General features: G+C 74.0%; 15 protein-coding genes. 7 read left to right on the top strand and 8 right to left on the bottom strand.

The features are described 5' to 3' along the window. Positions 1–34 precede the first annotated feature (34 nt). The 3 genes from imuA' to JOD65_RS16830 are packed head-to-tail and all read left to right on the top strand — an operon-like array spanning position 35 to position 5794. Entirely contained in the window at positions 35–715 is a 681-nt protein-coding gene (gene imuA', locus JOD65_RS16820; protein WP_191196052.1) for a DnaE2-dependent mutagenesis accessory factor ImuA', read from the top strand. A gap of 27 nt (positions 716–742) precedes the next feature. Beyond that, positions 743–2329: a Y-family DNA polymerase gene (locus JOD65_RS16825; protein WP_191196053.1), complete on the top strand. Its 1587-nt coding sequence runs from the start codon at positions 743–745 to the stop codon at positions 2327–2329. Positions 2330–2389: 60 nt separating this feature from the next. After that, a complete protein-coding gene (locus tag JOD65_RS16830) occupies positions 2390–5794 on the top strand; it encodes an error-prone DNA polymerase (protein WP_191196054.1) in 3405 nt (1134 codons plus the stop codon). Here JOD65_RS16830 and JOD65_RS16835 read toward each other — a convergent pair. Genes JOD65_RS16835 through JOD65_RS16845 form a run of 3 tightly spaced genes read right to left on the bottom strand, consistent with a single transcriptional unit; the run spans position 5787 to position 10365 of the window. After that, positions 5787–6455, bottom strand: coding sequence for an ABC transporter ATP-binding protein (locus JOD65_RS16835; RefSeq protein ID WP_191196055.1), 669 nt, complete (start codon positions 6453–6455; stop codon positions 5787–5789). The genes JOD65_RS16830 and JOD65_RS16835 overlap by 8 nt on opposite strands. Then, positions 6452–7291, bottom strand: a complete 840-nt coding sequence (locus JOD65_RS16840) for an ABC transporter ATP-binding protein (RefSeq protein ID WP_191196056.1) — start codon at positions 7289–7291, stop codon at positions 6452–6454. Before JOD65_RS16840 ends, JOD65_RS16835 begins: the two co-directional genes overlap by 4 nt. Further along, positions 7291–10365, bottom strand: coding sequence for an FtsX-like permease family protein (locus JOD65_RS16845; RefSeq protein WP_191196057.1), 3075 nt, complete (start codon positions 10363–10365; stop codon positions 7291–7293). The genes JOD65_RS16840 and JOD65_RS16845 overlap by 1 nt, the downstream gene beginning before the upstream one ends. Positions 10366–10518: 153 nt before the next feature. Here JOD65_RS16845 and JOD65_RS16850 point away from each other — a divergent pair, with 153 nt between their 5' ends. The 4 genes from JOD65_RS16850 to JOD65_RS16865 are packed head-to-tail and all read left to right on the top strand — an operon-like array spanning position 10519 to position 14229. Next, positions 10519–11493 (top strand): glycosyltransferase family 2 protein, encoded by a 975-nt coding sequence (locus JOD65_RS16850; RefSeq protein ID WP_191196058.1) that lies wholly within the window; start codon positions 10519–10521, stop codon positions 11491–11493. Continuing rightward, positions 11490–12239, top strand: a complete 750-nt coding sequence (locus JOD65_RS16855) for a sulfotransferase family protein (protein WP_191196059.1) — start codon at positions 11490–11492, stop codon at positions 12237–12239. The genes JOD65_RS16850 and JOD65_RS16855 overlap by 4 nt, the downstream gene beginning before the upstream one ends. Before the next feature lie 38 nt (positions 12240–12277). Next, positions 12278–13474 carry a dTDP-4-amino-4,6-dideoxygalactose transaminase gene (rffA, locus tag JOD65_RS16860; RefSeq protein WP_191196060.1) on the top strand — a complete coding sequence of 399 codons (1197 nt, stop codon included), beginning with the start codon at positions 12278–12280 and terminating at the stop codon, positions 13472–13474. Next, complete coding sequence (locus JOD65_RS16865) at positions 13471–14229, top strand: class I SAM-dependent methyltransferase (RefSeq protein WP_307821230.1); 759 nt, start codon at positions 13471–13473, stop codon at positions 14227–14229. The genes rffA and JOD65_RS16865 overlap by 4 nt, the downstream gene beginning before the upstream one ends. Here the strand turns inward: JOD65_RS16865 and JOD65_RS16870 are convergent. From JOD65_RS16870 to JOD65_RS16890, 5 genes are all read right to left on the bottom strand, one after another. Beyond that, positions 14204–15421, bottom strand: a complete 1218-nt coding sequence (locus JOD65_RS16870; RefSeq protein WP_191196061.1) for a lipopolysaccharide biosynthesis protein — start codon at positions 15419–15421, stop codon at positions 14204–14206. The two genes, JOD65_RS16865 and JOD65_RS16870, sit on opposite strands and share 26 nt — an antisense overlap. Further along, positions 15418–16983: a glycosyltransferase family protein gene (locus JOD65_RS16875; protein ID WP_191196062.1), complete on the bottom strand. Its 1566-nt coding sequence runs from the start codon at positions 16981–16983 to the stop codon at positions 15418–15420. Before JOD65_RS16875 ends, JOD65_RS16870 begins: the two co-directional genes overlap by 4 nt. A gap of 35 nt (positions 16984–17018) precedes the next feature. Continuing rightward, a complete protein-coding gene (locus tag JOD65_RS16880) occupies positions 17019–18644 on the bottom strand; it encodes an ABC transporter permease (protein WP_191196063.1) in 1626 nt (541 codons plus the stop codon). Beyond that, positions 18641–19576, bottom strand: a complete 936-nt coding sequence (locus JOD65_RS16885) for an ABC transporter ATP-binding protein (RefSeq protein ID WP_191196064.1) — start codon at positions 19574–19576, stop codon at positions 18641–18643. The genes JOD65_RS16880 and JOD65_RS16885 overlap by 4 nt, the downstream gene beginning before the upstream one ends. Positions 19577–19706: 130 nt before the next feature. After that, positions 19707–20405 (bottom strand): response regulator, encoded by a 699-nt coding sequence (locus JOD65_RS16890; RefSeq protein ID WP_191196065.1) that lies wholly within the window; start codon positions 20403–20405, stop codon positions 19707–19709. Between the last annotated feature and the right edge of the window lie 13 nt (positions 20406–20418).

The following is a 20418-nucleotide window of genomic DNA, read 5'->3' on the forward strand; positions in this document are numbered from 1 at the left end:
TGACTCGTTCGAACACGTGTTCGATCATGGAACCATGTCCTCCGCCCGCTCCGTCGCCGCGCTCGACCCGGGCAGGTCCGTGGTCGAGCAGCTGCGCGAGCGGGTCGCCGCGATGGAGCGCAGGCCTGCCGGAGAGCCGGTGGCGACCCTGCCGGGGCTGGCCGACCTGGTCCCGCTGCACGCGGGGTCGACCTACGCCGTCGACTCGGCGTCGCTGGCGCTCGCCCTCGCCGCCGGGGCCTCGCAGGCCGGGGAGTGGGTCGGCTTCGCCGGGTGCGCCGACTTCGGTGCCGAGGCCGCAGCGGAGCTCGGCATCGAGCTGTCCCGCACGGTGCTGGTGCCCGACCCCGGCGAGCACTGGCTCGAGGTCACCGCAGCCCTCGTCGACGTGCTGCGGGTGGTGGTGCTGCGTCCGCCGGCCACCGTCGACGAGCGCACCGCGGGGATCCTGGACTCCCGGCTGCGCACGAGGTCCGCGGTGCTGGTCGTCCACGGCCAGTGGCCGCGCGTGTCGGCCCGGTTGAGCGTCGAGGAGTCCGTCTGGACCGGCCCGACGTCCGGAGCCGGTGAGCTGCGGGAACGGCGCGCCCGCGTCGCGGTGCACCGCGGCGCGCGGCCACCCCAACGCGCCGACCTGACCTGGCCGGGCGTCCACCGGGCCGACCCGGGCTCCGACCGGCAGGCCGGCGAGGTCCGGGAGATCCGACGGGCATGACGAGGGTCCGACGATGAAGGTCCGGCGATGAGGGTCATGGTCGTGTGGTGCCCCGACTGGTCCGTGGTCGCGGCCCTCGAGGAGGCCGACCGGTCGCTCCGCTCCCCCGCCGCGGTGCTGTCGGCCAACGTCGTGGAGGTCTGCAACGGTCCCGCCCGCACCGAGGGCGTACGCCGGGGGCAGCGCCGCCGCGACGCGCAGGCGCGGTGTCCCGAGCTGTTGCTGCTGCCGACCAACCCCGACCGCGACGCCCGGGCCTTCGAGCCGGTCCTCGCGGTGGTCGAGGACCTGCGCCCCGGGGTGGCCGCCCTGCGTCCCGGGCTGCTCGCCGTCCGGGCCCCGGGCAGCTGGTACGGCAGCGAGACCGCGGCAGCGGCGACCGCCTGCCAGGCGCTGGTCGAGACGGGAGTGTGGGACGTGCGGGTCGGCATCGCCGACGACCTCTTCACCGCCGAGCAGGCCGCCCGGGTGGCGGACGTGCAGTCGTGGACGGTCGTCCCTCCCGGTGGGTCGCCGTCGTTCCTGCGCGGACTGCCCGTCCACGTGCTGCAGGACGACGGCGCCCGCGGTCGCGAGCTCGTGGGGCTCCTGCAGCGGCTGGGCCTGCGCACCCTGGGCGACCTCGCCGACCTGCCGGGCGACGCGGTCGAGCACCGGCTCGGTGCCTACGGCGCCACGGTCCGGAGAAGGGCGCGCGGCGAGGACCCGACGCTGTTCGCAGCGCGCACCCCGCCGCCCGAGCTCGACGCGGAGGTGCCGTTCGAGCCGCCGCTCGACTCCGTCGAGGCGATCACGTTCAGCGTCCGCACCACCGCCGAGCGGTTCGTGACCCAGCTCGCCCACCACCAGCTCGTCGCGACCGGCGTGCGAGTCGAGGCCGAGTCCGACGGGGTCGTGTGCTCGTCTCGCTCGTGGCTGCATCCACGACACTTCAGCGCGCGCGACCTCGTCGACCGCGTCCACTGGCAGCTGCAGTCGGCCGGGTCCACGAGCGGGGCCGGCGGCTCCCTGCGCGGCCGCAAGGACGCGGGCGTCGTGCACGCGCCGATCGACCGGGTGCGCTTCGTGCCCGAGCTCGTCGAGCCGGCGGCCGCGCACGGCGAGGCACTCTGGGGGTCGGCCTCCGACGACCTCGTCGAGCGCGGGGTGGCTCGGGTGCAGGGCATGGTCGGCTTCGACGCCGTACGCCGCCCGGTGCTGCAGGGCGGCCGCAGCCCGTCGGCGCGGCAGGCGCTGGTGCCGTGGGGCGAGCGGGCGGTCGACCTGCGCCCGGTCGACCGGCCGTGGCCCGGGCGGGTGCCCGGGCCGGCACCGGTCCGGGTGTTCGCCCCTCCCCGGGCCGCCGAGGTGGTCGACGACGGCGGCCGCACGGTGTGCGTCACCGACCGCGGCGTGGTGAGCGGCGAGCCGAGGCACTTCCGGGTCGCCGGGCAGGCTGGCGAGCTGCCCTGGCAGCCGGTGACGGCGTGGGCGGGGCCGTGGCCCACCGATGAGGGCTGGTGGTCGGGCGGGGCCGGACCCACCGCACGCTTCCAGGTCGTCGGCGCCGACGGCCGGGCCTGGCTCCTGCTGCGAGCGCCGGACGGCTGGTCGTTGGAGGCGGGCTATGACTGAGGGTCTCGATACGCCTCGCTCGTCCCTCGCTCGGCTGCTCGACCACCGAAGGACACCGTGATGGGCTGGAACAACCCCACCATGCCGTGGAAGGAGCTGGAGCGCCGGCTCAGCGGGCTGCCCGGTGCCGACGACGCCCCGGTGTCGCGTCGCAAGCGCCCCTCGACCGAGGCCCGTTCCATCGAGCGACCCGCGGCGGTCACCCCCTACGCCGAGCTGCACTGCCACAGCCACTTCAGCTTCCTCGACGGCGCCTCCTCGCCCGCCGAGCTCGTCGAGGAGGCCGTCCGGCTGGGCCTGCACGCCCTGGCGGTCACCGACCACGACGGCTTCTACGGCGCCCCCATGCTGGCCGAGGCGGCGGCCGCCTACGACCTGCCCACCATCTACGGCGCCGAGCTGTCGCTCGGACTCAGCGGGCCGCAGAACGGCGTGCCCGACCCCGAGGGCAGCCACCTGCTGGTGCTGGCGCGGGGGGTCGAGGGCTACCACCGGCTGGCCGCGGCGATGACCGACGCCCACCTGCGCGGTGACGAGAAGGGCCGACCCGTCTACGACCTCGACGAGCTGGCCGAGCAGGGGCGCGGCCACTGGGCGGTGCTCACCGGCTGCCGCAAGGGTGCGGTGCGACAGGCGCTCGCGACGGGTGGTGAGTCGGCGGCGGCCGAGGCGCTCGACCGGCTGACGTCGCTCTTCGGCCTCGAGCACGTGCTCGTCGAGCTCTCCCCGCGCCCCGGTGCCGACGCCACCAACGCCTCGCTCGCCGGGCTGGCCGCCGTCCACGGCCTCGACGTCGTCGCCGCCGGCAACGTCCACCACGCCACCCCGCAGCAGCACCGGCTCGCCTCGGCGATGGCAGCCGTACGGGCTCGGCGAAGCCTGGCCGAGCTCGACGGCTGGCTCGACCTGTCGGGCTCGGCCCACCTGCGCAGCGGGGCGGAGACAGCCGCGGCGCTGCCGTCGTACCCCCATGCCGTGGCGCGCAGCGTCACCCTGGCCGACGAGCTTGCCTTCGACCTGCGCAAGGCCTCCCCCGCGCTGCCCAAGCGGCAGATCCCCGAGGGCCACACGGCCGACTCGTGGCTGCGGGTGCTGGCCGAGCGCGGCTTCGCGGAGAGGTACGCCGGCGTCTCCCACGAGCGGGAGGCGCGTGAGCGGCTCGAGCACGAGCTGCGCGTCATCGCCGAGAAGGACTTCGCCGGCTACTTCGTCATCGTCCACGACATCGTGGCCTTCGCCCGAGGGCGGAAGATCCTCTGCCAGGGCCGAGGATCGGCCGCCAGCTCAGCGGTCTGCTACGCCCTCGGCATCACCGCCGTCGACGCGGTCTTCTACAAGCTCCCCTTCGAGCGCTTCATCTCCGCGCACCGCGACGAGGAGCCCGACATCGACGTCGACTTCGACTCCGACCGGCGCGAGGAGGTCATCCAGTGGGTCTACGACACCTACGGTCGCCGCAACGCCGCCCAGGTCGCCAACGTCATCGCCTACCGCCCGCGGATGGCGGTGCGCGACGCCGCCAAGGCGCTCGGCTTCTCCCCCGGCCAGCAGGACGCCTGGTCCAAGCAGATCGACGGCTGGAAGTCCGTGGTCGCCGGCGACCAGGGCGACCCCGACGCGCACGACGTGCCCGCCCCGGTGGTCGCCCTGGCCGAGGAGCTGATGGGTGCGCCGCGCCACCTCGGCATCCACTCCGGCGGGATGGTGCTGACCGAGCGACCGATCGGTGAGGTGTGCCCGATCGAACGGGGCCGGATGGACCGGCGCACCGTGCTGCAGTGGGACAAGGACGCCTGCGAGTCGATGGGGCTGGTCAAGTTCGACCTGCTCGGGCTGGGCATGCTCGGCGCTCTCGACCACATGATGCGGCTCGTCGCCGACCACCTCGGCGAGCAGTGGGACCTCGCGACGATGCCCAAGGAGGAGCCGGCCGTCTACGACATGCTGTGCCGCGCCGACTCCATCGGCGTCTTCCAGGTGGAGAGCCGCGCGCAGATCGGCACGCTGCCCCGGCTGCGCCCCCGCGAGTTCTACGACCTCGCCATCGAGATCGCCCTCATCCGTCCCGGCCCGATCCAGGGCGGCGCGGTGCACCCCTACGTACGGCGCGCGACCGGCCAGGAGCCGGTGACCTACGACCACCCCGAGCTGGTGCCGGTGCTCGAGCGCACCAAGGGTGTGCCGCTGTTCCAGGAGCAGCTGATGGCGATGGCGGTCACCCTCGGTGACTGCAGCCGCGACGACGCCGACCTGCTGCGCCGCGCGATGGGCTCCAAGCGGGGCGTCGAGCGCATCGAGTCGGTCAAGCAGAAGCTCTACGCCGGCATGCAGCGCCGCGGCATCACCGGCGACCTCGCCGACTCGATCTACGTCAAGATCCTGTCCTTCGCCAACTTCGGGTTCGCCGAGTCGCACGCCCTGTCCTTCGCGCTGCTCGTCTACGCGTCCTCGTGGTTCAAGCTGCACTACCCGGCCGCCTTCCTGGCGGGGCTGCTGCGCAACCAGCCGATGGGCTTCTACTCCCCGCAGTCGCTGGTCCACGACGCCCGCCGCCACGACGTCGACGTACGCCGCCCCGACGTCACGCTGTCGGGCGCGCAGGCCGACCTCGAGCAGCTCCACCCGTCCGGTGCCGAGGCGGCCACGGCCACAGGCCTCGACGCGTGCTGCCGGCCCCGCTTCGAGCGGGTCGAGTGGGTGCCGGGCACCCCCGACCCGGTGCCCGCCCACCGTCGCGACGGGGCGCTCGCCGTACGCCTGGGGCTGGACTCGGTGCGCGGCATCGGCCTCGAGGTCGCGCGCCGGATCGTTGCCGCGCGCGACGAAGCCCCGTTCACCGGCATCACCGACCTCTCCCGGCGAGCCGACCTGACGTCCGCGCAGCTCGAGGCACTGGCCACCGCCGGCGCGTTCGACGCCTGGGGGCTCGACCGGCGATCGGCACTGTGGGCGGCCGGCTTCGCCGAGGGCTCCCAGCACCTGCCCGGCATCACCCCCGCGCCTGCCGCGCCGACGCTGCCCGGGATGAGCGCACCGGAGCTCACCCTCGCCGACCTGTGGGCCACCGGCATCTCACCCGACCGCCACCCGATCGAGCACCTGCGCGACGAGCTGCGCCGCGCCGGTGTCCGGTCCGTCGCCGAGCTGGCCGACGCCGAGTCCGGCCGGCGGGTCCACGTCGGCGGGCTCGTCACCCACCGCCAGCGTCCGGGCACCGCGATGGGAGTCACCTTCCTCAACCTCGAGGACGAGACCGGCATGCTCAACATCGTGTGCTCGATCGGGGTGATGAAGGCCCACCGGCAGGCGGCCCGCAACAGGGTGGCCGTGGTCGTGCGCGGACGGCTCGAGCGCAACGAGGGCGTCACCAACCTCGTGGCCGACCGCGTCGAGGGCATCGACGTCGTCGTGCCCGGCGCGGGAGCGGTGCTGCAGGCCCGGGCGTCGTCGCGCGACTTCAGGTGAGCGGACGCACCCAGGTCGCCGTGCCCTCGTCGAGCGCGAGCACCGCGTCGGTCCGGGCCGCGGCCTCGGGGTCGTGGGTCGCGAGGACCACGGCCGCTCCGCGGGCGGCTTCCTCAAGGAGGGCGGCGATCATCAGCTCGCGGTTGCCGGCGTCGAGGTCGCTGGTGGACTCGTCGGCGAGGAGCACCCGCGGCTGCAGGGCGAAGGCACGCGCCAGCGCGACGCGCTGCTGCTGGCCGCCGGAGAGCTGGTCGACGAGGTGGCGGCCGAACTCCGCGAGCCCGACGCGGGCGAGCTGCTCGGTCACGCGGCCCGTCGCTTCGCGGGCGGGCACGCCGAGCCCGAGCAGCGGGACGAGGATGCTCTCCTCGGCCGAGAGCGTCACGCTGAGGCCGTTGCCCTGCGGAACCAGCACGACCCCAGCCCGGGCAGCGTCGTCCCGGTCGCCGAGCTCCCGGCCGTCGACCTCCACCGCGCCCGTGACCGTGGCGGCCGCCGGGCGCAGGGCACACGCCAGCGCCCACAGCAGCGACGACTTGCCGGCACCCGACGGGCCGGTGACCGCCAGCACCTGCCCGCCGAGCACCTGCAGGTCGAGGGGACGTACGGCGACGAGCTCGCCGTACGCGACACCGAGGTCGGTGCACCGGAGGTCGTTCATCGCTCCTCCTGGTCGGTCTGGGCCCTGAGCTCGATGTGGTCGCCGACCTCGTCGAGCCGCACGAGAGTGCCCGGCGGCAGCTTGTCGCGGACGTGGCCGAGGAGGGGCAGGAAGCCATCGACGGTGACCACGGCGTACTCGTCGCCGCTGCGCCCCTCGCCGCCGATCCTGCCGTCGCGGATGGTGACCGTTCGTGGCAGCACGCGGGCGACGTCGGGGTCGTGGGTGACCAGGACGACGGTGGTCCCGTAGGTGGTGTTCACGTGCGCCAGCGCGGCGAGGACATGGTCGCGCGCGGCGTGGTCGAGCTGGCTGGTCGGCTCGTCGCACAGGAGCAGGCCGGGACGGGTGGAGACCGCGACGGCGACCGCCGCGAGCTGCAACCCGCCGGGAGTCAGCTGCGCGAGCGGCTCGTCGGCCTGGTCGATGAGCCCGACCTCGCTGAGCACCTCAGCCGGGTCGGCGAGCGAACGGCCGGCGCGAAGAGCCTGCTGCTGGGCGAACCGGACGTTGTCGGCCGGGGTGGCGTGGGGCAGCAGGTTGCGGCTCGCGCCCTGGAGCATCAGGCCGACCTCGGTCGCGCGGAGCCGGTCGAGCGCGCGCGGTGGCGCGGTGGACAGCTCGGTCCCTCCGACGAACACCTTGCCGGCGCCCGGGCGGAAGATCCCTGCCAGCAGGCTCATCAGGGTCGACTTGCCCGACCCGGACGGGCCCAGCAACCCGACCATCTCCCCCGCCGCGACGTCGAGGTCGACCCCGGACAGCGCCGCGACGTCGTGCCCCTCGGCGTGGTAGATGTGCACCAGGCCGCGGGTGCGGATCGCGAGTCCGGGCATCAGGCGCCCTCCCTCACGCGCTCGACGTGGGCTCGGCGGGCCACCACCAGGCCCGCGACGGCGGCCACCGCGAGCAGCACCACGACACAGGTGGCGGTGACCGCGAGGACGGCCGGCCACGAGGTCGACGTGTCGACGACCGGGACGTGCGGCGGCTCGGGGAAGAACGCCACGTCCGGCATCGCGAGCGCGGCGCCCGCCATGCCTGCTGCCACTCCGGCGACGATGGCGGGGATGACGGCCGACAGCTGTGCCCAGACGGCCAGGCGGCGGGTCGTCCGCACGCCCATCCCGTTGAGCCGCAGCACGGCGAGGTCGCGGGCGCGGGTCCGCCAGCCGATCGCCGCGAGCACGAGGAGGACGAGCAGCGCGAGGACCATCACCGCCGGCGCCACCGCGGCCCCGAGCGCCAGGCTCCAGCTGGCGACGGTGTCGTCGTACGCCTGACTGATCGTCGAGAAGCGGCGTACGTCGGTCAGCGCGATCGCCCGGTCGCGCAGCGCCGTCTGCACGGCTGCCACCAGCTTCGCGTCGTCCTCCATCCAGACCTCGACTCGGGTGTCGCGGGTGATCGCCGCACCGCGGGTGGCGGCGTCGATGTCCACCAGGCTGGATCCGTCGGGCATCGCCGGGACGAGGACGAGCGAACCAGCGTCCTCCGCCAACCGGTCGGTTCCGTCCACGCCCTCGAGCACCAGCGGCTCCGGGGACGCGCGGGGCGGCTCGACGGTCAGCAGCGCTGGAACCGCCCGCGGAACCCAGGCCGGGGAGACCTCGATCGGGTAGAAGCCGCTCGCCTCGATCGCGAGCCGCAGTGTGCCGTCACCGCCGTCGACCGGCGAGACGAGGGTGTCTTCGTCGTCGGTGGTGTTCCAGTCCGAGGCCGAGGTCGCCCAGGCGACCTTCCGCCCGTCGACGCGCAGGCCCGCGAGCGCGAGCTCGCCCTGGACGACCGCGCCCTGGGCGGTCGTCAGCTGCAGGGCGGCCAGCCGGCAGCCGTCGGCACAGGCGTCGGCCCTGCCTGTCAGCCGCTGGCGCGGGCCGTCCACCGGCAGGGTTCCGAGCGGGATCGTGCGGCGTACGCCGGTGGCAGAGGTGACGACCAGGCTCAGCCCTACGTCGACCTCGCTGCCGAAGACGTCTCCGGAGGCGAGCCCGGCGCCGGGCTCGACGTCGAGCGAGACGCGCGTGCCGGTGATCTCCGTCGGCTCACGGTCGGGCGGGGCGATCGCCCGCCACTCCTCGGCCGTCGGACCACCGCGCGGGAAGAACGCGATCTGGCGGAACTCGTCGGGGTCGACGGCGAGGGTGTCGCGTCCGGCCAGGACGGCCGTCGCACGGCCCGAGGCGTCGGCTGCCGTCAACGCCGCTCGCACCCCGTCGATGTCGCCGCCCGCGACCTGGAGCACGACCGGGGCGCCGGCGTCGTGGCGGCTGGCGTTGGCGCGGTTGCGCTCGCCGATGGCCAGGGCGTCCATCGAGAAGACCGCGAGGGCGCACGCGACGGTGAGGACGACGATCACCGTCCGCCCCTCCGACCGGCGTCCGACCTCCAGCAGGCTGGTGCCCGAGACCAGGCGACCGCGCGCCAGCAGGCGGCGGCCGAGCACCCGACCGGCAGGACCGGCCTGGTGCGCCAGCAGCAGGCCGGTCAGCAGTGCGATCAGCGCGGGACCGACGAGGGCGAGGGGACCCTGGAGGCTCCCAGTCACGAAGGCGACCACACCCGTGCCGACGCACGCGACGATGAACGCGTCGACCGCACCCAGCGCCCACCGGCCGCTCGGCGCCGGGCCGCTGCGCACCACCTCGTGCAGGGGCTGGCGGGCCGTGCGTACGGCGGCGGCGAGGGTGGTCAGCACGATCACCGCGACAGCGCTGAGCAGCGCGGTGCCGAACCCGGGCCCGGCCTCGGGCGGTGCGGCCCCCGGCAGCACGCGCCTGACGACCAGCCCGCCCGCCAGCGCCACGAGGGCACCCGGCAGGACCCCGAGCAGGAGCGCGGGGAGCAGCTCCAGCAGGAGGAGCCCGGCAGCACCGGACGGGCCGCGACCGCGGAGCCGCGCGACCGCGACCTCGCCGCGTCGCGAGGACGTGGCGGCGCTGAGCACCAGCCAGAGCACGAACACCGACAGCAGCGCCATCGGCGCCAGGAGCAGCGGCACGGTGCGGTGGGCCTGGTCGACCTGGGTGCGCATGGTGTCGGTCAGCTCGCCGAGGCCGGTGCGGAGCTCCAGGTCCTCGCCGCGCAGGTCGTCGGCGACCTGCCGGACGCCGTCGTCCAGCGCGAGCACGCCGTCGACGTCGGCGCCGTCATGGTCCATGCGCACGGGTGCGCCTGCCTGTGACGTCTCCGCCGTCATGATCGAGCCGGCGGTGAAGGTCGTCTCGGTGGTCAACCACGCGTCGTGGTTGGCCGAGGGATCGAGCCCGTGCACGACGGCCGAGACGCCATCGGTGCGCTGGCCCTGCCACCACACGTCGTCCAGCAGCGGGGCATAGGTCCCGACGACCTCGAGGCGGATGTCGGGCTGGTCGGCGATCGAGGAGCCGACCGTGCGGACCGAGCCGAGCCGCAGCCCGAAGTTGTCGACGTCCGCCTCGCTCACCAGGATCTCGCCGGGCGCGTTCGGGCAGACGCCGCTCAGCAGGCGTACGTGCTCACAGGCGCCGTCGCGCCAGAGGAGCAGGCCCGACGGCGGGACCTCGCCCGTCGTGGGCACGACGATCGCGGCGCGGCCGAGCACGACCGGCCCGAGAAGCGCAGCGAGGTCGTCGGGGATCAGGGCCGCCATCTCCCGCGGGTCGCGCGGCTCCGTACCGCCGGCGAAGTCGTTGCTCTCGGACACCAGGGTGACCGTCGCGTCGGCGGGCGTCGCCTGCGCGAGCAGTGTGTCGACCAACGACTGTTGCATGGCCCGGTCGTACACCGGGGCGAAGGCGGTGCAGGCGGTGATCAGCGCTGAGATCGCGACCAGCGCCAGGGCCTCGCCCCGCCGGTGGCGCCATGCCGACCGCCACGCGTGCCGGACGGGCGACCACGCCCGCACGCGCGGGGATCGGGAGCCCGTCATGGCCACTTCCTGTCGTCGTGCGGTGCGGGGAGGGTATCGGTCGGTCGCCCGTGCGGGTGGGACGACAGGACCGGCCGTCCCCCCGGTAGGTCGATGGGCCATATGCTCGATACGAGCCGCCCTGCGGCGACGACCGGACGACGATCGGGAGGCATGGTGGGCGACGACCACAGCGCTCCCGTGCCGCCCGCCCCCGACCGGTCAGCCAGCTCCTACTCCATCGTGATCCCCGTCTACAACAGCCAGGACGTCGTGGGATCGACGGTCGACCGCGTCGTGGAGGTCTTCGAGTCCGCGGGGCTGCGCTACCAGGTCGTGCTGGTCAACGACGGCAGCCGGGACGGCAGCTGGGACGTGATCGCCGAGCGCGCGCGCACGTCCCCGCACATCGTCGCGCTCGACCTGCTGCGCAACTACGGCCAGCACCACGCCAACGTCGCCGGCATGCGCGAGGCGACCGGCGACTACGTGATCACCCTCGACGACGACCTGCAGAACCCGCCCGACCAGGCGCTGCTGCTCATCGAGAAGGCGATGGAGGGCCACGACGTCGTCTTCGGCCGCTTCGACCGCAAGCAGGCGCGGGGCTACCGACGACTGGGCAGCAGGGCGATCAGCATGGTCAACCGGCGGGTCTTCGACCAGCCGCCCGGCCTGGCCGTGTCCAACTTCCGGATCCTGCGCCGCGACGTGGTGGAGCGGATCTGCGGCTCCCGCACCGCCCACCCCTACATCACGGGTCAGGCGCTGATGTTCTCCAGCGACCCCGCCGACGTGCTGGTGCGTCACGACCCCCGACCGGTCGGCACCAGCAACTACGGCCTGCGCCGCATCGCCTCGCTCGTGCTGGCCATCCTGTTCAGCTACTCCGTGTTCCCGCTGCGGCTGGCCGCCGGCATCGGCTTCGCGGTCGCCGGCGGCAGCTTCCTGCTCGGCCTCTTCTACCTCGTCCGCGCACTGTTCGTGGACTCGTCCGTGCCCGGCTGGACGACGATCGCGGTGCTGCTGGCGCTGATGAACGGCTTCGTCATCATGCTGCTGTCGATGCTGGGCGAGTACGTCGTCCGCACGCTCAACGCGGTCAGCGCGGTCACCACCTACCACGTGGCGCGCCGGGTGTCCTCGTGAGCGGCTGCGACCACCGGCACCTGCTCGTCGTCGGGGCACAACGGTGCGGCACGACGTACCTGAGTCGCGCGCTCGACGCACACCCCGACGTCACGATGGCCCGACCGTCGCCGCCCGAGCCGAAGGTCTTCTGCGACGCGACGCTCTCCGCCCGCGGCGTGGAGTCCTACCACCGCACGTGGTTCGCGCACGCCCGTGACGAGACGCTGCTGGGCGACAAGAGCACCAGCTACCTCGAGGACCCGCACGCCCCGGGCCGCGCGGCCGAGATGCTCGGCCAGCCCGAGGTGGTCGTGCTGCTGCGCGACCCCGTGCGCCGGGCGGTGTCGCACTGGCGCTTCAGCACGGCCAACGGGTTCGAGACCCTCGACCTCGAGGACGCCCTGCTCGCCGACCTCGACGACGACCGGCGGTGGGACCCGCAGCGCTCGTCCGTGTCGCCCTTCGCCTACCTGCGGCGTGGTCGCTACGCCGAGCAGCTCGAGCCCTGGTCTGCGACGTTCCCCTCGACCACGCACGTGCTGTTCACCGAGGAGCTGCTGGCCGACCCCGCGGTGCTGTCCGGGCTCGTGGCGGACCTCGGGCTCGACCCGGCCCGTACGCCGGTCCCCGACGGCGAGGTGGTCAATGCGACGCCGGGCGTCGCGCCCGTGCTCGACGCAGGCGTGACGAGCACGCTCGAGGGGTACTTCAAGGAGAGCAACGCGCGACTGGCCGACCAGCTGGGGAGGCCACTGCCGTGGTGACCCGCGACGAGACGAACGACGAGAGGGAGGTGCCCCCCGTGGCACAGGCACAGGAGCTCGAGGACGGTCCCGCGGCAGAGCTGCCGGACATCGCGTTCAACGTCCCGTCGGTGGAGGGGCGCGAGCTCGACTACGTCCAGGAGGTGGTCCGTGGCGGCCACCTGTCGTCCGGGGGTGCCTTCGCCCGGCGGACCGCCGAGCTGCTCGCGGCCGACTCCGGCTCTGCCGAGGTGCTGATGACCACCTCGTGCACGGCGGCCCTGGAGCTGTCGGCGATGCTGATGGACCTGCAGGAGGGCGACACGGTCATCGTCCCGTCGTTCACCTTCACCAGCACGGGCCTGGCGTTCGCGCGGCAGGGCGCCGGCCTGCTCTTCTGCGACATCGAGCCCGACACGCTGGGCCTGGACCCCGCACACCTCGCCACGCTCCTCGACGAGCACGTGCGGGCGGTCGTGATCGTGCACTACGCCGGCGTCGCGTGCGACGTGCAGGGAATCCGCAACGTCCTGGCCGACTGGCCGGAGGTGCAGCTCGTGGAGGACAACGCGCACGGGCTCTTCGGCACCTGGCGGGGCGAGCCGCTCGGCAGCCTGGGACGCTTCGCCACCCTCAGCTTCCACGAGACCAAGAACTTCGTGTGCGGCGAGGGCGGCGCCCTCCTGCTCAACGACCCCGAGGACGTCGACCGCGCCCGCGTGCTCTACGACAAGGGCACCAACCGCCACGCCTTCATGCTCGGCCAGGTCGACAAGTACACCTGGAAGGACACCGGCTCCTCGTTCGGCCTCTCCGACGTGCTAGCCGCCTACCTCCTCGGCCAGCTGGAGCAGCGCGACGTGGTGCAGGGCAAGCGCCGACGCGTCAGCGAGCGCTACGCCGCAGCGCTGGCGCCGTACGCCGACGAGCTGGGCTTCGAGGTGATGCGGGTGCCCGACGACCGCGGCTCGGCCCACCACATGTTCTACGTCCTGCTGTCCCACCGCGACCGGCGCAACGACGTGCTCGAGCTGATGCGCAAGGCGGGCGTGCAGGCCACCTTCCACTACCAGCCGCTGCACACCTCCGACGCCGGGCGCTCCTTCGCGGTCCGGCAGACCGACTGCCCGGTCTCCCAGGACATCGGCGACCGGCTGCTGCGCCTGCCCTTCCACAACAACCTGTCCGACCCCGACCTCGACCGCGTGGTGGCCGCCTTCCTCGAGGCGAGCACCGCCACCCTCCCGGAGCGGTGAGCCCCGCTCCGGGCGCCGGACCCGACCCGCTCGGACCGGACGGGCAGCCGGGCTCGTCGTCGTTGCGACGCGAGGGCTACTGGTGGCACCGGGCCCGCACCGACCTGCTCGCGGCCGTGATGGCGCCGCACCTCGCGACCCCGAGCCGCACGCTCGACGTCGGCAGCGCGGACGCGCCCAGCGTGGGGTGGATGCGGGGCGCTCACCAGCACGTGGGCCTGGACCTGTTCCCGGACGGCCTGCGGCCCGGTGAGGGGGTCGTCGGCTCGGCGACCGAGCTGCCCTTCGGGGACGGGACCTTCGACGTGGTCTCGGCGTTCGACGTGGTCGAGCACTGCGCGGACGACGCCCGCGCGGTGTCCGAGCTGCAACGGGTGCTGGTGCCCGGCGGGCGGATGCTGCTCTCGGTCCCGGCCTACCAGTGGGCGTGGTCGGACCACGACGTCCAGGCCGGTCACCACCGCCGCTACACGCGCGCGGGCATCGTCGGGGTGGTCGAGGGCGCCGGGATGGAGGTGCGGCGGGCGACGTACGCCTTCGGCGGCGTGTTCCCGCTCTTCGCGGCCGAGCGGTTGCGCCGCCGGCTGCGTCCTCCCGCCGCCGGCGACTCGCGCCTTCCCGAGGTCTCGCCGGGCCTCGACCGGGCGCTCATGGGCGTGTGCCGCGCGGAGGCGCGCCTGCTGCGACGCCGCGACCTGCCCTTCGGCTCGTCGGTGTTCGTCGCTGCTGTCAGGCCGTCGTCCGCCCGGCCCTGAGCACCGACGACGCGGCCACCGTGAGGAGCACCGTCGCCGCCACCTCGGCCGTGACGAACGCGAACGCGACGCGTTCGACCGGCAGCAACCAGGTCGTCGGCAGCAGCACGACCGCGCCCGCGACCACGGCGAGGCCCCAGGCGCCGGCGACCCGTCCCGGGCGGTCCAGCGCGAGCGCGGCCACCATCAGCACGACGTTGACCAGGGCCAGGGCGCAGCCCGTCGCGATGACCCCGGCGTCACCGTGACCGATCTCGACGGTGTCACCGAAGACGGCGCGCACGAGTGCCGGACCTGCGGTCCCCCCGATGACGGCCCCCAGCGCCACGACCGCGGCCCCCAGCACCGCGAGCCTGCCAGCGAGGAGGCGGAGGGTACGCAGGTCGCCCGCCTCGACGAGCCCGGTCATGCGGTGCGTGACCTGCGGCAGCGTGCCCAGCACGACCATGTACGGCGCGCGGAACAAGGCCAGTGTCGCGAACACCGCCGTGATCTCCGCGGGTGAGCCACCGAGCAGTGCCAGCACCACCGCTCCCCCGGTCAGCACACCCTGCGCGAGCAGCTGCCCCGTCGCAGCGCCCCCCAGGAACGACAGCGAGCCGCCCCGGCCTGCACCCGCCTCGTCGAAGCGCCAGGCGCCGGGCCACAGCGCGATCAACGACCCGGCCACCAGGCACAGGCCGTGGGCCACCGGGTCGTGCACCTGCGCCAGCAGCAGCACCGCCACGAGGAGGCACCGCACCGCGTTCTCCGCGACCAGGCTCGCGGCCACCGCACCCATCCGGCCCCGCCCCGCCAGGCTGCCCCGCAGCACGCCGACCGCCGCCGAGCCGAGGACCACGAGCACGACGAGTGCGGGGAACCACGCGTCGTCGCGGTGGAAGAGCCGGTCCCGGAACACCCAGGCGAGGGCACCGCTGGCGAGGGCCGCGGCCACCACGACGGCGGCGACGCGCCCGGCCGAGCCGCGGACATCGCCCGCCCGGCCGGCCGTGACGCACCGGGTGATCCAGTGCTGCAGCGGGAAGGTGAACGCGGCCGCCGCGAGGGCCCACACCGTCCAGAGCACCGACACCGGGGCCGCGGCGCTCGCTCCCAGCCCGCGGGTGACGAGGGCGAACAGCACGTAGGCCAGCACCCCGCTCGCGATGGAGCCGGCGGCGAGCAGGAGAGGGGCGCTGCGTCGACTCATGGCACGAGCGGCTCGGCCAGCGGGTTGTCGGCGTCGTAGCCGGCAGCCGCCCGCAGCGCGGCGATCTGCTCGTCACCCAGCGACGCGCGGGCGTACCAGTCCCACAGTGGCGCGCTGCCGACGTAGACGTAGTCGGGCTGGATCGACGCGCGCCAGCGACGCGAGACCGTCTCCCCCACCGCGACGAGGTCCGGGGCGTCCGCGACGAGGTCGCGCTTGAACCCGTCGAGCCCACCGGGCCAGGTGTCCTCCATGTAGTCCTGCAGCCCGCTGCGGAACATCTGGTAGCGCGTGGGGTTGGTCCGGCCCGTCAGCACCAGCGGCTGCGGCGCCTCGACCGACGTGATGGTGGCGCCGGCGGGCAGGGTCGCCAGCACCGCGTCCGTGGCCTCGCGCTGGTCCTGCAGGGAGTCGTCCCGGGTCGAGATCGAGTACGTCAGTGCGAGGACGACGGCGGCGGTGGCGAGCACCCCCGCCACGACGTCCCGGCTGCGGCCGGCGAGCCCGCGGGTGGCGACCGCGAAACCGGCCCCCAGCCCGACAGCCGCGAACGGCAGCACTGGGAACAGGTCGGCCCATGCGTCGTACTCCTGGAGGATCCAGGCCAGCCCGGCGACGAGGCCGGCCGCCATGGCGGGCAGCACCGCCAGTCCCGGCTCCGCGGCCCGGGCCCGCCGGGACACGGCGGCCAGGGAGACCAGCACGAGCAGGACCGCGCCGGCCAGGAGCAGCCACACCGTCACCCCGTAGGCGAGCTGCAGGTCGTCCCACACCAGCGCGCGCTCGGCGTCGAGCGGGTTCGGGACGGTGTAGCGACGGTTGATGGCGTAGAAGCCGTCCCACGTGGCGCGCAGCGACCCCGCGAGCGCGAACCAGGTGCCGAGCACGACCACGGGCACCAGACCGCCGACACCGATCCGCGCCAGGGCTCGGACCCGGCCGCCCGAGGCGAGCAGGAGCGCGCCCACGGCCACGGCCGTGAAGGTGCTGAAGAACGCCGTCTGCAGGCACAGCGTGGCCAGGCTCGTCAGGACGCCCGCGGTGAACCAGCGCCGGTGCGTCACCGCCCACAGTGCGCCGATCACGAAGAGCGTCATCGGGGTCTTCTCGCGCGGCCCGTTGGAGGCGTACTGGATGAAGCCATGGATGGCGAGCATCGCGCTCGCGGTCACCAGGCCGGCACCCCGGGACCGGAACAGGTCGCGCCCCAGCAGGTAGGACACGCAGACCGTGGCGGTGGCCATCAGCATGAAGACCACGCGCATCGTGATGACGTCGTCGAGGCCGCCGAGGCGTGCCACGAGCACCCCCACCCCCGGCAGCACGTGCGCCAGCGGCCCGGCACGGTTGAGGACGCCGAGGTAGGGCGGGACGCCGTCGGCCACCTGCTGGCCGGCGTAGCTGTAGATGCCCAGGTCGCGGGTCAGCATCCCCTGGAAGCCGTGCAGCACGTAGACCACCAGGGACACCCCGGCCACCACGGGCACCAGCGGGTCGATCGCGCGCAACCGCGAGACCCCACCGGGTCGGACGCCGTCGGACCGGTCGGGGCGAGGGGGCACGCGGACACCCTACGGAGTACGGCAGCGGCGGCCGGTCAGGCCGGCAGCACCAGGTTGCGCCGTCGCAGGACCACGACCCCCGCGGCCGCGAGGAGGGCTGCCACCAGACCCAGCCCCAGCAGCGGCCCCTGGCTGATGTCGACGGCCGGAGCGTTCGGCACGTGACTGAACGGGGAGAGGTCCACGACCCAGGACGGGAGACCGAGGGAGGGGCCGAACATCGGTCCCACGAACACGCACAGGACGACCAGGCCCCAGGCCACACCTGTCGCCCACCGGGGCAGCACCGTCACCACCACGACGACCGCGGCGCCGAGGACCGCGATCGCGGGGAGCTGCACCAGCGCTGCGCCCGCGAGCTCGCGGGCGAGCGCTCTCGTGCCACCCAGGGCCTGGCCGCCCGCGACGACCATCGCCGTCGCGAACAGCAGCATCAGGAGGGTGGCGCCGACGACGGCGTTGACCGCGTACGCACCCAGCCAGCGCAGCCGGGTGACCGCGGTGCCGAGCACCGGTTCCAGGACGCCGCCCGCCTCGTCGTGCCGCAGCCGCAGGAGCAGCGCGACGACGTAGATCGCGACTGCCGTGCCCGCGATCTGCAGCATCGAGGCCCAGTAGGCGCCGAGGAGGTCGGTGGCGCCGCCGAAGCTCTCGTACCACTGCGTGGCGGCTCCCTCGAGCCCTCCGATGCGCTCGCTGAGCGCCCCGAAGATGAGGCCGGTCCCGAGCAGGCCGACGGCCCACCCGAGGAGGGGGCCACGCTGCAGCCGCCACACCAGCCCAGCAGGTCTGACCAGGGTCGGGCCGGCACGCCCCGCTCCCGGCTGCTCGGGCCACATCCCGCGCCCCACGTCGCGCCGTGCGGCGAGGACGCCGGCCAGGGTCACCAGGACGGCCGTGGCCCCTGCGGCGAGCCCGAGCGGCCACCACAGGTCGTCGGCGAAGGGCCGCATCTGCTGGCCCCAGCCGATCGGGGAGACCCAGGCGGGCCACGCGCTCGTGACCCGCAGGGCTGCCGAGTCCACCGTCCCGACCATGTTGCCCAGGGCTGCGAGCGCGAAGGAGACTCCGAGGACCGCGGCCGCGGCCCCGGTCGCACCACGCGTCGTGGACGCCAGCTGCGCGGTGACCGCAGCGACGCCGGTGAAGACCATCCCGACGAGGGCGATCGACGCGCCGCCGACGAACGAGCCCGCCACCGGCTGCCCCGCCACGAGCAGGGCGGTCCCGAGGCCGACGGCCAGCGCCACCTCGGCGACCAGGGCCACGACGACGGCAGCGGCCAGCGAGGCGTACCGCCCGGTCGCACCCGCGGCCACCAGCTCCGACCGCCCGAGCTCCTCCGCCTGCCGGGTGTGCCTGACGACCGCCAGGATGCCCATCATGGCGGCGAGCACGGCCAGCACCAGGGCGTCGCGGTGCAGCGCGTAGCCCCCGACGCTGGGCCCGGTGACGAGACCGAGCACGCGCATGCCGGGGTTCTCGACCACGATCCGGGTGTCGGGCTCGAGGAGCTCGGGGTGATCGGCGTAGCTGGTGTCGAACATGGCCGTGGTCGCAGCCAGGAACACGGACATGCCGAGCACCCAGGCGGGGAGCGTCACCCGGTCGCGCCGGAGCGCCAGGAGTGCCAGCCGGGACCAACCGGTCACGCCGCTCATCGCCCCGCCACCACCTCGGCGTCCTGCACGCTCGACGCCCCTGCGATGTCCTGGCCGTAGTGCCGCAGGAAGATCTCCTCGAGCGTCGGCGGCGAGGTGACCAGCGACCGGACCTCGAGGTCGACCAGGCGGGCCAGCACCCGGTTCAGCTCGCGAGGATCGACGCTGAAGGTCGCCCGGCCACCCTCGACGCGCGCGTCGTGCACGCCGGGCCACCCACCCACCGACCCGAGCGGCTCGACCGTCTGGACGACCACCGAGGTGCGGGTCAGGTGACGCAGCTCGTCGAAGGTGCCGGACTCGGCCGCTCGACCGGCCCGGATGATCGTGACGCGGTCGCAGAGCGCCTCGACCTCGGACAGGATGTGGCTCGAGAGCAGGATGGTGCGTCCCTCCGTCCGCAGGTCCTGGACGACGTCCTGGAAGACCGCCTCCATCAGCGGGTCCAGACCCGACGTGGGTTCATCGAGCAGGTAGAGCTCGACGTCGGAGGAGAACGCCGCCACGAGTGCGACCTTCTGCCGGTTGCCCTTGGAGTAGGCGCGGATCCGTTTCGTGGGGTCGAGCCGGAACCGCTCGAGCAGCTCCTCGCGACGGCCCTGGTCGATGCCCCCGCGGAGCTCGCCGAGCACGTCGATCACCTCGCCCCCGGTCAGGTTCGGCCACAGGTTCACCTCACCGGGCACGTAGGCCAGGCGTCGGTGCAGCTGGACCGTGTCGCGCCACGGGTCGCCGCCGAGCAGGGAGAGCCGACCCCCGTCCGCGCGGAGCATCCCGAGCAGGACCCGGATCGTGGTCGTCTTGCCCGCGCCGTTGGGGCCGAGGAAGCCGTGCACCTCCCCCGCCTCCACCCGGAGGTCGAGGTGGTCGAGCGCGCGGACCCGAGGCCCGAAGTCCTTGACGAGACCGGAGAGCGCGATCGCGGCGGTCATCAGCCCCTCCTCCTCTCACGCGCTGCGGCGCCCGGGGTGGCGGCGCCACCCGCTTCCTCCACCACACCGCGATCGAGCCGCTCGTGGCAGGGCCGAACGTCACGCGACGAGCGGGACGCGCAGGAGCGAGCTAGGGGGCCTGGCGTCCCGGACGGCCGTCGCCCGGGGCCGGACGGCGGGTCGCCATCACCGCCGCCTGCGTCCGGCTCTCGACACCGAGCTTCGCGAGCAGCGTCGACACGTAGTTCTTGACCGTCTTCTCGGCCACGCCGAGGCGCTCGGCGATCTGGCGGTTGGTCAGCCCCTCGGCCACCAGCCCGAGGACCTGCTCCTCCTTGGGGGTCAGGTGCTGGGTGAGCGGGTCCTTGTCGGACCCCTGCCGCAGCCGGTGCAGCACCCGGGCCGTCACGGCCGGGTCGAGCATCGACTGGCCCGCCGCCACCCGCCGTACGGCCATGACGAGGTCACCGCTGCTGATCTGCTTCAGCACGTAGCCGGAGGCGCCGGCCATGATGGCCGCGAAGAGCGCGTCGTCGTCGTCGTACGACGTCAGGACCAGCACCTCGATGCTCCGGTCGACCGACCGGACCTGGCGGCACACCTCGATGCCCGAGCCGTCGGGAAGCCGACCGTCCACGATGGCGACGCGGGGACGCAGCGCGGTGATGAGAGCCTCGCCCTCGGCGGCCGAACCGGCCTCGCCGATCACCTCGATGCCGGGCTCGCACTCCAGGAGCGTGCGGACCCCCCTCCGGACGAGCTCGTGGTCGTCCAGCAAGAACACCGTGATGGTGTCGGCCGAGACGGGGACATCCGCGTGTCCGTCCATACGAGCACGGTAC

The organism is Nocardioides cavernae (assembly GCF_016907475.1).
Lineage (GTDB): Bacteria > Actinomycetota > Actinomycetes > Propionibacteriales > Nocardioidaceae > Nocardioides > Nocardioides cavernae.

Excerpts from the sequence above, each read along its gene's own strand:
- imuA' (WP_191196052.1), top strand. The coding sequence starts at position 35 with ATGTCCTCCGCCCGCTCCGTCGCCGCGCTCGACCCGGGCAGGTCCGTG.
- JOD65_RS16825 (WP_191196053.1), top strand. The coding sequence starts at position 743 with ATGAGGGTCATGGTCGTGTGGTGCCCCGACTGGTCCGTGGTCGCGGCC.
- JOD65_RS16830 (WP_191196054.1), top strand. The coding sequence starts at position 2,390 with ATGGGCTGGAACAACCCCACCATGCCGTGGAAGGAGCTGGAGCGCCGG.
- JOD65_RS16835 (WP_191196055.1), bottom strand. The coding sequence starts at position 6,455 with ATGAACGACCTCCGGTGCACCGACCTCGGTGTCGCGTACGGCGAGCTC.
- JOD65_RS16840 (WP_191196056.1), bottom strand. The coding sequence starts at position 7,291 with ATGCCCGGACTCGCGATCCGCACCCGCGGCCTGGTGCACATCTACCAC.
- JOD65_RS16845 (WP_191196057.1), bottom strand. The coding sequence starts at position 10,365 with ATGACGGGCTCCCGATCCCCGCGCGTGCGGGCGTGGTCGCCCGTCCGG.
- JOD65_RS16850 (WP_191196058.1), top strand. The coding sequence starts at position 10,519 with ATGGTGGGCGACGACCACAGCGCTCCCGTGCCGCCCGCCCCCGACCGG.
- JOD65_RS16870 (WP_191196061.1), bottom strand. The coding sequence starts at position 15,421 with ATGAGTCGACGCAGCGCCCCTCTCCTGCTCGCCGCCGGCTCCATCGCG.
- JOD65_RS16880 (WP_191196063.1), bottom strand. The coding sequence starts at position 18,644 with ATGAGCGGCGTGACCGGTTGGTCCCGGCTGGCACTCCTGGCGCTCCGG.
- JOD65_RS16885 (WP_191196064.1), bottom strand. The coding sequence starts at position 19,576 with ATGACCGCCGCGATCGCGCTCTCCGGTCTCGTCAAGGACTTCGGGCCT.
- JOD65_RS16890 (WP_191196065.1), bottom strand. The coding sequence starts at position 20,405 with ATGGACGGACACGCGGATGTCCCCGTCTCGGCCGACACCATCACGGTG.